This is a genomic window from Streptomyces sp. M41(2017) (assembly GCF_002078175.1).
Taxonomy (GTDB): Bacteria; Actinomycetota; Actinomycetes; order Streptomycetales; family Streptomycetaceae; genus Streptomyces.
Map to the genome: position 1 here is coordinate 2,188,657 of NZ_MWFK01000002.1, position 12,791 is coordinate 2,201,447.

Sequence of the window (12,791 nt, forward strand, 5' to 3'; positions counted from 1 at the left end):
GGACACCCTGAGTGAGGACATATCGCCATGCGCGGCTGCCCGTTGCCGGTCCCGTTGTCCGTGAGAGTTCTGCCGCACCCCACGGCGGGCTGACCCCGTGCGGGCCGATCGCGTCTTCGCGTACGGCGCCGCCGCCGGCCTCCTCGGCGACCTGCTGCTCGGCGATCCCCGCCGGGCGCATCCGGTCGCCGCGTTCGGGCGGGCGGCCGGGGCCGTCGAGCGGACCCTGTGGCGCGACCACCGCGGGTGGGGCGCGCTGCACACAGCCGTGTGCGTGGGCGGTGCCACCGGCCTCGCCGCGCTCGCCGGCCGTTCCCTGCGTTCCTCGGGTACCGCGTCCGTCGTCCTGACCGCCGCCGCCACCTGGGCCGTCGTCGGGGGTACCTCCCTCGGCCGTGAGGCACGGGCCGTCGGCGGCGCGCTCGCGGCCGGGGACATCGACGTCGCCCGGGAGCGGCTGCCGCATCTGTGCGGACGCGACCCGCAGGCACTGGACGCCGACGGAATCGCCCGGGCGGTCGTCGAGTCCGTCGCCGAGAACACCTCCGACGCGGTGGTCGGCGCCCTGGTCTGGGGCGCCGCAGCCGGCGTGCCCGGCCTGGTCGCCTTCCGCGCCGTGAACACGCTCGACGCGATGGTCGGACACAGGTCCCCCAAGTACCGCCGCTACGGCTGGGCTTCGGCGCGCCTCGACGACGTCGCCGGCTGGCCCGGGGCCCGGCTGACCGCCGTCCTCGCGAGCCTGGCCGGACCCGACCCGCGGGGCGCCGTCCGGGCCTGGCGGGCCGACGCGCGCAGGCATCCGAGCCCCAACGCCGGGCCGGTGGAGGCCTCCTTCGCCGGTGCCCTCGGCGTACGGCTCGGCGGGACCCTCTCGTACGGGGGCCGGGTCGAGCACCGGCCCGTGCTCAACGACGCCGGGCGCCCTGTCCGGGTCGCCGACATCGAGCGGGCCGTACGGCTCTCCCGTCGCGTCGGCTGGCTGGCGCTCGGCGTGAGTGCCGCCGCGCGCGTCCTGCTGGCGGGGAGACCGACCGGAAAGCCGACCAGAGGGGGACGCACCGTATGAGCGGCGGACTGCTGATCGCCGGGACCACCTCCGACGCGGGCAAGAGCGTCGTGACCGCCGGGATCTGCCGGTGGCTGGTGCGCCGGGGTGTGAAGGTCGCGCCGTTCAAGGCGCAGAACATGTCCCTGAACTCGTTCGTCACGCGGGAGGGCGCCGAGATCGGGCGGGCGCAGGCCATGCAGGCGCAGGCCGCCCGCGTGGAGCCGACGGCGCTGATGAACCCCGTGCTGCTCAAGCCGGGCAGCGACCGCAGCAGCCAGGTCGTCCTGATGGGCAGGCCGGTGGGCGAGATGAGCGCCCGCGGGTTCTTCGGGGCGCCCGGGAATCCGCTGTCGGCCGCCGCGTCCTCCGACGGGGAGTCCGTCGGGGGCCACCGGGAGGCACTGCTCGGAACGGTTCTCGACTGTCTGGAGCAGTTGCGGGGCACGTATGACGCGGTGATCTGTGAGGGAGCCGGCAGTCCGGCGGAGATCAATCTGCGGCGCACCGACATCGTGAACATGGGGGTGGCGCGGAACGCGGGGCTGCCCGTGCTCGTCGTCGGAGACATCGACCGGGGCGGGGTGTTCGCCTCGTTCTTCGGGACGGTCGCCCTGCTGTCGCCCGAGGACCAGGCGCTCGTCGCCGGGTTCCTCGTCAACAAGTTCCGCGGCGACGTGAGCCTGCTGGAGCCCGGACTCGACATGCTGCACGGACTCACCGGGCGCCGCACCTACGGCGTGCTGCCCTTCCGGCACGGTCTGGGCATCGACGAGGAGGACGGACTGCGGGTCTCGCTGCGCGGCACGGTCCGCGAGTCGGCCGTCTCCTCCCCCGTGGGCGCGGACATCCTGCGGGTCGCCGTGTGCGCCGTCCCGTTGATGTCGAACTTCACCGACGTGGACGCGCTGGCCGCCGAACCGGGCGTCGTCGTGCGGTTCGTGGACCGGGCCGAGGAACTGGCCGACGCGGACCTGGTGATCGTGCCCGGGACCCGGGGCACCGTGAACGCGCTGGCGTGGCTGCGCGAACGGGGCCTCGCGGACGCGATCGCCCGCCGGGCCGCCGAGGGCCGCCCGGTGCTGGGGATCTGCGGTGGCTTCCAGCTCCTCGGGGAGCACATCGAGGACGAGGTCGAGTCGAAGGCCGGGCAGGTCGACGGCCTCGGACTGCTCCCCGTGCGCGTGCGGTTCGCGCGGGAGAAGACGCTGACCCGGCCGGTCGGCGAGGCCCTCGGCGAGCGCGTCGAGGGATACGAGATCCATCACGGCGTCGCCGAAGTGACCGGCGGGGACGCCTTCCTGGACGGCTGCCGGGTCGGCGCCGTCTGGGGCACGCACTGGCACGGCTCACTGGAGTCGGACGGTTTCCGCCGGGCCTTCCTGCGCGAGGTGGCCGCCGCCGCGGGCCGCCGCTTCGTGCCGGCGGCCGACACGTCGTTCGCGGCGCTGCGCGAGGAGCAGCTGGACCGGCTCGGCGACCTGATCGAGGAACACGCGGACACGGACGCGCTGTGGCGGCTCATCGAGTCGGGCGCGCCGCAAGGACTGCCTTTCATTCCACCGGGAGCGCCCGCATGAGCACAGTGTTGTTGTTGTCGACCGCCGACACGGATCTGCTGGCGGCCCGCGCCTCCGGCGCCGCCTACCGGATCGGTAATCCGACCCGGGTGGACGTCACGGACGAACTCCCCGCGCTCGTCGAGGGGGCCGACCTCGTCGTCGTACGGCTGCTCGGCGGCAAGCGGGCCTGGGAGGACGGGCTGGCCTTCCTGAAGGCGTCCGGCGTCCCCACCGTGCTGCTGGGCGGCGAGTCCGTCCCGGACGCCGAGCTGATGGCCGAGTCGTCGGTGCCCGCGGGGGTGGTCGCGGAGGCGCTGCGTTATCTCGTCGAGGGCGGCCCGGCCAACCTCGCCGAGCTGGCACGGTTCCTCTCCGACACCGTGCTGCTGACGGGTGAGGGGTTCGAGGAGCCGCACAGGACCGCCGCGTTCGGGGTCCACGGCGAGCGCGCGTTCGTCGAGGGCCGGCCGACCGTCGGGGTGCTGTTCTACCGGGCGCACGAGCTGTCCGGGAACACCGCGTTCGTCGACACGCTGTGCGACGCGATCGAGGCGCGCGGCGCCAACGCCCTTGCCGTGTACTGCGGTTCGCTGCGCGACGCGGACGCGGGCCTGTACGAGATCCTCGGCCGGGCCGACGCGCTCGTCACCACCGTTCTCGCGGCCGGCGGCACCCATGCCTCGCAGGCGTCCGCGGGCGGCGACGAGGAGGCCTGGGACATCGGAGCGCTCGCCGACCTCGACATCCCCGTCCTCCAGGGGCTCTGCCTGACCTCGTCGAAGAGCGCCTGGGACGCCTCGGACGCGGCGCTGTCCCCCATGGACGCGGCGATGCAGGTCGCGATCCCGGAGTTCGACGGCCGTCTCATCACGGTGCCGTTCTCCTTCAAGGAGCAGGGCCCGGACGACGTCCCGGTGTACGTCGCCGATCCGGAGCGGGCGGCGCGTGTCGCCGGGATCGCCCTGCGGCACGCCCTGTTGAAGCACAAGCCGAACGCGGAGAAGAAGCTCGGGATCGTCTTCACCGCCTACCCGACCAAGCACTCGCGGGTCGGCAACGCGGTCGGTCTGGACACCCCGGCCTCGGCGGTGCGGGTGCTCGACGCGCTGCGCGACGCGGGTTACGGGGTCAGCGAATACCCCGACAACGGGGACGAGTTGATCCACCGGCTCATCGCGGCGGGCGGTCACGACGTGGAGTGGCTGACCGAGGAGCAGCTCGCCGCCGCCCCGGCACGCGTGCCGCTCGCGGACTACCGGGCCTGGTTCGACACGCTCGACCCCGACCTGCGCGCGGGCATGCTGGAGGCGTGGGGCGAACCGCCGGGCTCGCTCTACGTGGACGGCGAGGACATCGTGCTGGCGTGCCTGCAGTTCGGGAACGTCGTGGTGATGATCCAGCCGCCGCGCGGCTTCGGCGAGAACCCGATCGCGATCTACCACGACCCGGACATGCCGCCGTCGCACCACTACATGGCCGCCTACCGCTGGCTGGAGAACAGCTTCGGCGCGGACGCCGTCGTGCACATGGGCAAGCACGGCACGATGGAGTGGCTGCCGGGCAAGGGGCTCGGGCTCAGCGGCGGCTGCGCGCCCGACGCGGTCCTCGGTGAACTCCCCCTGGTCTACCCGTTCATCGTCAACGACCCGGGCGAGGGCACGCAGGCCAAGCGGCGCGGCCACGCCACGGTCGTCGACCACCTCGTGCCGCCGATGGCCCGCGCGGACACCTACGGGGACCTCGCGAAGCTGGAGCAGCTCCTCGACGAGTACGCGCTGGTGTCCGACCTGGACCCGACGAAGGCCCCGGCGGTCCGCGCGCAGATCTGGACGCTGGTGAAGGCGGCGGAGCTCCATCACGATCTGCACGTCGACGAGCAGCCGGACGACGGGGACTTCGACTCCTTCGTCATGCACATCGACGGCTATCTGTGCGAGATCAAGGACGTGCAGATCCGCGACGGCCTGCACATCCTGGGCGGCGGCCCGGAGGCGGAGCCCCGGGTGAACCTGGTGCTGGCCGTGCTGCGCGCCTCCCAGGTGTGGGGCGGCGCGGCGAACGCGCTGCCGGGCCTGCGGGCCGCTCTCGCCGAGCACTTCGGTCTGGTCGAGAAGGAGTTGCTGGCCGAGCCCGGTGCCCCGGTGAAGGTGCCGGTCGAGCTGAGCGACCTCGTCGCGGGCCCGAACCGTACGGCGGCCGACGCGATCGACCTGCTGGAGCAGCTGTGCCGGCGGGCGGCGCTGGGCATGGAGGAGCGCGGCTGGGACGCCGCCGCCGTTCCGGCCCTGGCGCGCGAGGTGCTGGGTGCCGAACTCCCGGACGCGGTGGCGGTGCTGGAGTTCGCGTGCCGTGAGGTCGTGCCCCGGCTCGCGCGGACGACGGACGAGATCGGGCACATCCTCAAGGCGCTGAACGGCGGTTACGTCCCGGCGGGTCCGTCGGGCTCGCCGACGCGCGGGCTCGTCAACGTGCTGCCGACCGGCCGGAACTTCTACTCCGTCGACCCCAAGGCCATTCCGTCCCGGCTGAGTTGGGAGGTCGGCCAGTCCCTCGCGGACTCGCTCGTGCAGCGCTACCTCCAGGACACCGGCGGCTACCCGACGTCCGTCGGGCTGACGGTCTGGGGCACGTCCGCGATGCGCACGCAGGGCGACGACATCGCGGAGATCCTCGCGCTGCTGGGCTGCCGCCCGGTGTGGGACGACGCGTCGCGGCGCGTGACCGGCTTCGAGGTCGTCCCGCTCGACGAGCTGGGCCGTCCCCGCATCGACGTCACGGTCCGCATCTCGGGCTTCTTCCGGGACGCGTTCCCGCACGTCGTCGGGCTCATCGACGACGCGGTGCGTACGGTCGCCGAGCTGGACGAGCCCGCCGACCGCAACTACGTGCGCCGGCACGCCGACGAGGACACCGCCGAGCACGGTGACCGGCGGCGCGCCACGGCCCGTATCTTCGGTTCGAAGCCGGGAGCGTACGGCGCCGGGCTGCTGCCGTTGATCGACGCCCGCAACTGGCGCTCGGACGCCGACCTCGCCGAGGTGTACGCGGTGTGGGGCGGCTACGCGTACGGACGCGGGCTCGACGGGCGGGCGGCGCGCGGGGACATGGAGACCGCCTTCAAGCGCATCGCGGTCGCGGCGAAGAACGTCGACACCCGCGAGCACGACCTCGTCGACGCGGACGACTACTTCCAGTACCACGGCGGCATGGTCGCGATGGTGCGCCATCTGACGGGCAGCAGCCCGGAGGCGTACGTCGGCGACTCGGCCGTGCCGGACCAGGTGAAGACCCGCACGCTGGGCGAGGAGACGCACCGTGTCTTCCGGGCCCGGGTGGTCAACCCGCGCTGGATGGCGGCGATGCGGCGGCACGGCTACAAGGGCGCCTTCGAGATGGCGGCGACGGTCGACTACCTCTTCGGGTACGACGCCACGGCCGGTGTCGTGGACGACTGGATGTACGAGAAGCTGAGCGCGGAGTACGTCTTCGACGCGGAGAACCGGGACTTCATGAAGAAGTCCAACCCGTGGGCGCTGCGCGGTATCACCGAGCGGCTCCTCGAAGCGGCGGACCGCGGTCTGTGGGCCGAGCCGGACGCGGACACGCTGGAGCGGCTGCGCACCACCTATCTGGAGCTCGAAGGCGACTTGGAGGGCGACGACCAGTGAGTACTCCGTTCCCGTTCACGGCGGTGGTCGGCCAGGACGACCTGCGGCTCGCGCTGCTGCTGAACGCGGTGTCCCCTGCCGTGGGCGGCGTGCTCGTCCGCGGCGAGAAGGGCACCGCCAAGTCGACGGCGGTGCGCGCCCTTTCGGCGCTGCTGCCGGCCGTCGACGTGGTCACCGGCTGCCGTTTCTCCTGTGATCCGGCCGCACCCGACCCGGCCTGCCCCGACGGGCCCCACGAGGTGGAGGCGTCCTCGACGCGTCCGGCCCGCATGGTCGAGCTGCCCGTCGGCGCGTCCGAGGACCGGCTGGTCGGCGCCCTCGACATCGAGCGGGCCCTGTCCGAGGGCGTCAAGGCCTTCGAGCCGGGCCTGCTCGCCGACGCGCACCGCGGCATCCTGTACGTCGACGAGGTGAACCTCCTCCACGACCATCTGGTCGACCTGCTCCTGGACGCGGCCGCGATGGGCGCCTCGTACGTCGAGCGCGAGGGTGTCTCCGTACGGCACGCGGCGCGGTTCCTGCTCGTCGGGACGATGAATCCCGAAGAGGGCGAGCTGCGGCCGCAGTTGCTGGACCGGTTCGGGCTGACCGTCGAGGTCGCCGCGTCGCGGGAACCCGACCAGCGCGTCGAGGTCGTGCGGCGCCGGCTCGCCCACGACGACGACCCGGCGACGTTCGTGGCGCGCTGGGCGGACGAGGAGGCCGAGGTGCGGGCCCGGATCGTGGCGGCCCGCGCGCTGCTGCCCTCCGTGCGGCTCGGGGACGGGGCGCTGCGGCAGATCGCGGCGACCTGCGCGGCCTTCGAGGTGGACGGCATGCGCGCCGACATCGTGATGGCCCGGACCGCGACCGCGCTCGCCGCGTGGGCGGGGCGCACCGACGTGCTCGCCGAGGATGTGCGGCAGGCGGCCCTGCTGGCCCTTCCGCACCGCAGGCGGCGCAATCCCTTCGACGCGCCGGGGCTCGACGAGGACAAACTCGACGAGACGCTGGAGGAGTTCAGCGGTTCGGACGGCGACGGCAGCGACGGGAACGGCCCGGACGACGACCCGGACCCGGACGGTCCGGGCGGCGGCGGTCAGCCGCCGCAGGAGGGGCCGGACGACGGCTCCCCCGCCGGTGACGTGCCCGCGCAGGGCGAGCCGTCGGAGGACGGGCAGGCCCCGGCCGGTCAGAGCGCCGCGGAGCAGTCGCCCGTGCGGGCGGCCGAGCCGTTCCGCACCAAGGTGCTGAGTGTGCCCGGTCTCGGCGAGGGCGCGGCCGGCCGGCGGTCGCGCGCGCGGACCGAGCACGGCCGGACGACCGGCTCGCGGCGTCCCCGGGGGGCGCTCACCAAGCTGCATCTGGCGGCGACCGTCCAGGCCGCCGCCCCGCACCAACTGGCGCGGGGGCGCTCGGGACGCGGTCTCGTCGTGCGGCGGGACGATCTGCGGCAGGCGACGCGGGAGGGCCGTGAGGGCAACCTCGTGCTGTTCGTCGTGGACGCCTCCGGTTCCATGGCGGCGCGGCAGCGGATGAGCGCCGTCAAGGGGGCGGTGCTGTCGCTGCTGCTCGACGCCTACCAGCGGCGGGACAAGGTGGGTCTGGTGACCTTCCGCGGGTCGGCCGCCGAGGTCGCGCTGCCGCCCACCTCGTCGGTGGACGCGGCGGCGGCCCGGCTGGAGTCGCTGCCGACGGGCGGACGGACCCCGCTGTCCGCCGGGCTGCTGCGTGCCCACGAGGTGCTGCGCGTCGAGCGCCTGCGGGACTCCGCGCGGCGGCCGCTGGTCGTCGTGGTGACCGACGGGCGCGCCACCGGCGGGCCGGAGCCGGTCGCGACGGCGGGTCGCGCGGCGCGGCTCTTCGCGGCCGAGGGAGTGGCGTCGGTGGTCGTCGACTGCGAGTCGGGCCCGGTGCGGCTCGGGCTCGCGGGACAGCTCGCGGGTGAACTGGGCGGTACTGCGGTGACGTTGGACGCGCTGCGCGCGGACTCCCTCGCCGGGCTCGTCCGGGACGTGCAGGGGACTTCGAGGAGGGCCGCGTAGTGCCGCAGGGACAGCCGAGTGTCGTGCCGGACGACGGACTGACGACACGTCAGCGACGGAACCGTCCGCTGGTCGTCGTGCACACGGGGATCGGCAAGGGCAAGTCGACGGCCGCGTTCGGGCTCGCGCTGCGGGCCTGGAACCAGGGATGGCCCATCGGAGTGTTCCAGTTCGTCAAGTCGGCGAAGTGGAAGGTCGGCGAGGAGAACGCGCTGCGCGTGCTCGGGGCCTCCGGCGAGGGCGGCACCGTCGACTGGCACAAGATGGGCGAGGGCTGGTCCTGGGTCCAGCGCGACGCGCAGATGGACAACGAGGAGAAGGCCCGCGAGGGCTGGGAGCAGGTCAAGCGTGACCTCGCCGCCGAGACGTACAGGCTGTACGTGCTCGACGAGTTCGCGTACCCCATGCACTGGGGCTGGGTGGACACCGACGAGGTGGTGGAGGTGCTGCGGGACCGGCCCGGCACCCAGCACGTCGTCGTCACCGGCCGCAACGCCCCGGAGAAGCTCGTCGAGGTCGCCGACCTCGTGACGGACATGTCGAAGGTCAAGCACCCGATGGACGCGGGCCAGAAGGGCCAGAGGGGCATCGAGTGGTGATGTCCTCCGTCCCCCGGCTGGTCGTCGCCGCGCCCTCCTCGGGCAGCGGCAAGACCACCGTGGCCACCGGGCTGATGGCGGCCTTCGCCGCGCGGGGGCTCGCCGTGTCCCCGCACAAGGTGGGGCCCGACTACATCGATCCCGGATACCACGCGCTCGCCACCGGGCGCGTGGGGCGGAACCTGGACTCCTACCTGTGCGGCACCGAGCTGATCGGGCCGCTGTTCGCGCACGGCGCGCGCGGCTGCGACCTCGCGGTCGTCGAGGGCGTGATGGGCCTCTACGACGGCGCCGCCGGGGAGGGTGAACTCGCCTCCACGGCTCAGGTCGCGAAGCTGCTGCGCGCGCCCGTGGTGCTGGTCGTCGACGCGTCCTCGCAGTCGCGCTCGGTGGCCGCGCTGGTGCACGGTTTCGCCTCCTGGGACCCCGAGGTGCGGGTCGCCGGGGTGATCCTCAACAAGGTCGGCTCCGACCGGCACGAGGCCATGCTGCGCGAGGCGCTGGACGCCTCCGGAGTGCCGGTCCTCGGCGCGCTGCGGCGGGCCCCGCAGGTCGGCACCCCGTCACGGCACCTGGGGCTCGTGCCGGTCGCCGAGCGGCGCGCGGAAGCGGTCGAGGCGGTCGCCGCCCTGGCCGCGCGGGTCGGCGCCGGATGCGACCTGGACGCGCTGTTCGCGCTGGCGCGCGGCGCGGGCGCCCTGCCGGGCGCCGCGTGGGACGCGGCCGAGGCCGTCGGCCCGTCGTCCGCGGCACGGCGCACCGCGCCCGGCGGGACGGCCCCGATCACGCCGGAGGCCGCGGACGGCGTGCGGCGCGTCGCCGTCGCCGGTGGCCCCGCCTTCACCTTCTCCTACGCCGAACACGCCGAACTGCTCACCGCCGCCGGGGCCGAGGTCGTCGTCTTCGACCCGCTGCGGGACGAGCGGCTCCCCGAGGGGACGGGCGGGCTGGTCATCGGTGGCGGATTCCCCGAGGTGTACGCGCCCGAGCTGTCCGCCAACGAGCCGCTGCGCAAGGCGGTGGCCGAGCTGGCGTTCGCCGGGGCGCCGGTCGCGGCCGAATGCGCCGGGCTGCTCTACCTGGCGCGGGAGCTCGACGGGCAGCCCATGTGCGGGGTGGTCGACGCCACGGCCCGGATGCACGAGCGGCTCACCCTCGGCTACCGCGACGCCGTGGCCGTCACCGACAGTGTGCTCGCGGCGGCCGGAACGCGGATGCGCGGCCACGAGTTCCACCGGACCGTCGTCGAGCCCGGCGCCGGTCCGGCCCCCGCCTGGGGGGTGCGCGCGCCGGAGCGGCGCGTCGAAGGTTTCGTGCAGAGCGGTGTGCACGCGAGTTATCTGCACACGCACTGGGCGTCCGAGCCCGGTGTGGCCCGTCGGTTCGTGGAGAGGTGCCTGACGTCATGAGCAGCAAGCTGATCGGAGTCGGGGTTGGACCCGGCGACCCCGAGCTGGTGACCGTCAAGGGCGTCAACGCGCTCCGGGCCGCGGAGGTCGTCGTCGTCCCCGTGATGGACACCGGGGAGCGGGGCCGCGCCGAGGCGACCGTCCTGCACTACGTGCCCGAGGAGAAGGTCCTGCGGGTGGTCTTCGCGCTCAACGAGCGCAGCGACCACGCCCGGCGCGAGGCCGCCTGGGACGCGGCGGGCGCCCGGGTCGCGGATCTCCTCGCCCGGCACGCCACGGTCGCCTTCGCGACCATCGGCGACCCCAACGTGTACTCGACGTTCACCTATCTCGCGCACACCATCGGCGAGCTGGTCCCGGGCACGGTCGTGGAGAGCGTGCCCGGCATCACCGCCATGCAGGACCTCGCCGCCCGCTCGGGCGCCGTGCTCACCGAGGGCACCGAGCCGCTCACGCTCGTCCCGGTGACGGCGGGCGCGGCCGTGTTGAAGGACGCGCTGAACGGGCCGGGCACGGTCGTCGCGTACAAGTTCGGGCGGCAGGCGCGCGAGGTCGCCGAGGCGCTGCGGGACAGCGGGCGGATCGACGACGCGGTGTGGGGGTCGGCGCTCGGTCTGGAGGGCGAGTCGATCCGACGGGCCGGTGACCTCGCCGGCGAACCGCTGCCGTACCTCTCGACCCTCATCGCACCCGCGCCCCGCGACGGGAAACGCGGCGGGAAGCTGTGAGCGGCAGCTCTCCGGCACGTCCCGCGGCCCGTCCGGCGGGCGGCGCGGGCTCAGCTCGCGATGCCCACCACCAGCCAGATGAAGCCCACACCCGCGACCGTGAACAGCAGGGTCGAGCGGGCCGGGTGGTCGTGGTGCGCCTCGGGGAGGATCTCGGCGGCGGCCAGGTACAGGAGCACGCCGCCGAAGAGGCCGAGATAGCCGCCGAGCAGCGCCTCCGGGATCGTGAACAACAAGGTGGAGGCGGCGCCGACCACCGGGGCCGCCGCGTCCGCGAACAGCATGAACAGGGCCTTGCGGCGGGCGTTCCCGTACAGGCTGGTGATCGTGTAGGTGTTGAAACCGTCCGCGAAGTCGTGGGCGACGACGGCGAGGGCGACCGCGAGGGCCATGCCGCCGCCGACCTGGAAGGCCGCGCCGATCGCGACGCCGTCCATCGCGCTGTGGCCGACCATGGCGCCCGCCGCCGTCAGCCCCACCTCGGGCGCGCGGCCGTCGTGCTCGTCACCGCCGTGCGCGGCCTGCCGGTGCGCGAGCAGCCGTTCGACCAGATGGGCCAGCAGGAAGCCGGCCACGAACAGCAGCAGCGCGGCCGGTACGCCGAACACTTCCCGGCCCGCCGTGGCGAGTGCCTCCGGCAGCAGGTCGAGGCCGACCACGCCGAGCATCAGGCCGCCGGCCAGTCCGAGGACCAGGTGCCGACGGTCGGTCACCCGCTGTGCCGTCCAGCCGCCGGCCAGCGTCATCAGGAACGCGCCGAGCGCGACGAGGACCGCCATAGGCCCTTGCTATCCGATCAACCCCCGTTCGCGCACCTTCGGCGACGGCCCCGTGCCCACTGATGTGCCACATCACCCCAGTTTTTCCGTAGGAGAGGACCGATTCCCATGGCCGATGCCCCCACCGGCAAAGTGACCTTCGTCGGTGCCGGCCCCGGCGCCGCCGACCTGCTGACCTTCCGTGCCGCGCGCGCCATCGCCGAGGCCGACGTGGTGATCTGGGCCGCCAGCCTGGTGCAGGCCGAGGTCCTCGACCACGCGCGTGAGGATGCCGAGATCCTCGACTCGGCGACGATGTCGCTGGAGGACGTCGTCGCCGTGTACGAGCGGGCCCGGGAGCACGGGCTGCGGGTGGCGCGGATCCACTCCGGCGACCCGGCGCTGTGGGGCGGTACGCAGGAGCAGATGGACCGGTGCGCGGAGCTCGGGATCGCGACGGAGATCGTTCCGGGCGTCTCGTCCTTCTCGGCGGCGGCGGCGCTCGCGGGCCGCGAGCTGACCATCCCCGAGGTCGCGCAGTCGGTGATCCTCACCCGGCTCGGCGGCGGCAAGACGCCGATGCCGCCCGGCGAGGAGGTCCGGGAGTTCGCCAAGCACGGCACGACGATGGCGCTGTTCCTGTCGGCGGCCCGCAGCGGCCAGCTCGTGCGGGAGCTGCTGGAGGGCGGCTATCCGACATCCACGCCGGTCGTCGTCGCCCACCAGGTGACCTGGCCGGAGGAGCTGATCGTGACGTGCACGATCGGCACGCTGGAGGAGACCGTCAAGGAGCACAAGCTCTGGAAGCACACCCTCTTCCTGGTCGGCCCGGCGCTGGACGCGAGCGGGACCCGCTCGCACCTCTACCACCCCGGCCACTTCCACGGGTTCCGCAAGGCCGACCCGCAGGCGCGCGCGGAGCTGCGCGCGGCACGCCGGAGCGCCGCGCAGGGGCCCGCGTCGTGAGCGTGGAGGTCGTCGGCGCGGAGGACGGA

General features: G+C 73.9%; 9 protein-coding genes. 8 read left to right on the forward strand and 1 reads right to left on the reverse strand.

Annotation, left to right across the window (positions count from 1 at the left end; all coding sequences use genetic code 11):
* Positions 1 to 97 precede the first annotated feature (97 nt).
* Genes B0675_RS35490 through cobI form a run of 7 tightly spaced genes read left to right on the forward strand, consistent with a single transcriptional unit; the run spans position 98 to position 11,038 of the window.
* Positions 98 to 1,069: a cobalamin biosynthesis protein gene (locus B0675_RS35490; protein ID WP_081223697.1), complete on the forward strand. Its 972-nt coding sequence runs from the start codon at positions 98 to 100 to the stop codon at positions 1,067 to 1,069.
* A complete protein-coding gene (locus B0675_RS35495; protein WP_081223698.1) occupies positions 1,066 to 2,628 on the forward strand; it encodes a cobyric acid synthase in 1,563 nt (520 codons plus the stop codon). Before B0675_RS35490 ends, B0675_RS35495 begins: the two co-directional genes overlap by 4 nt.
* Entirely contained in the window at positions 2,625 to 6,278 is a 3,654-nt protein-coding gene (gene cobN / locus B0675_RS35500; protein ID WP_081223699.1) for a cobaltochelatase subunit CobN, read from the forward strand. The genes B0675_RS35495 and cobN overlap by 4 nt, the downstream gene beginning before the upstream one ends.
* Positions 6,275 to 8,302: a putative cobaltochelatase gene (locus B0675_RS35505; RefSeq protein ID WP_081223700.1), complete on the forward strand. Its 2,028-nt coding sequence runs from the start codon at positions 6,275 to 6,277 to the stop codon at positions 8,300 to 8,302. Before cobN ends, B0675_RS35505 begins: the two co-directional genes overlap by 4 nt.
* Entirely contained in the window at positions 8,302 to 8,901 is a 600-nt protein-coding gene (cobO, locus tag B0675_RS35510; RefSeq protein WP_081223701.1) for a cob(I)yrinic acid a,c-diamide adenosyltransferase, read from the forward strand. The genes B0675_RS35505 and cobO overlap by 1 nt, the downstream gene beginning before the upstream one ends.
* Complete coding sequence (locus tag B0675_RS35515) at positions 8,901 to 10,310, forward strand: cobyrinate a,c-diamide synthase (RefSeq protein ID WP_107482912.1); 1,410 nt, start codon at positions 8,901 to 8,903, stop codon at positions 10,308 to 10,310. The genes cobO and B0675_RS35515 overlap by 1 nt, the downstream gene beginning before the upstream one ends.
* The gene (gene cobI / locus B0675_RS35520; RefSeq protein WP_081223702.1) at positions 10,307 to 11,038 is read left to right on the forward strand and encodes a precorrin-2 C(20)-methyltransferase; all 732 of its coding nucleotides are present in this window, start codon (positions 10,307 to 10,309) and stop codon (positions 11,036 to 11,038) included. The genes B0675_RS35515 and cobI overlap by 4 nt, the downstream gene beginning before the upstream one ends.
* Before the next feature lie 50 nt (positions 11,039 to 11,088).
* On the opposite strand, the gene B0675_RS35525 is transcribed toward cobI, so the two are convergent.
* The gene (locus B0675_RS35525) at positions 11,089 to 11,817 is read right to left on the reverse strand and encodes a ZIP family metal transporter (protein WP_081223703.1); all 729 of its coding nucleotides are present in this window, start codon (positions 11,815 to 11,817) and stop codon (positions 11,089 to 11,091) included.
* Between the two features lie 108 nt (positions 11,818 to 11,925).
* Here B0675_RS35525 and cobM point away from each other — a divergent pair, with 108 nt between their 5' ends.
* Positions 11,926 to 12,762, forward strand: coding sequence for a precorrin-4 C(11)-methyltransferase (gene cobM / locus B0675_RS35530; RefSeq protein WP_081223704.1), 837 nt, complete (start codon positions 11,926 to 11,928; stop codon positions 12,760 to 12,762).
* The last annotated feature ends 29 nt before the right edge of the window (positions 12,763 to 12,791 follow it).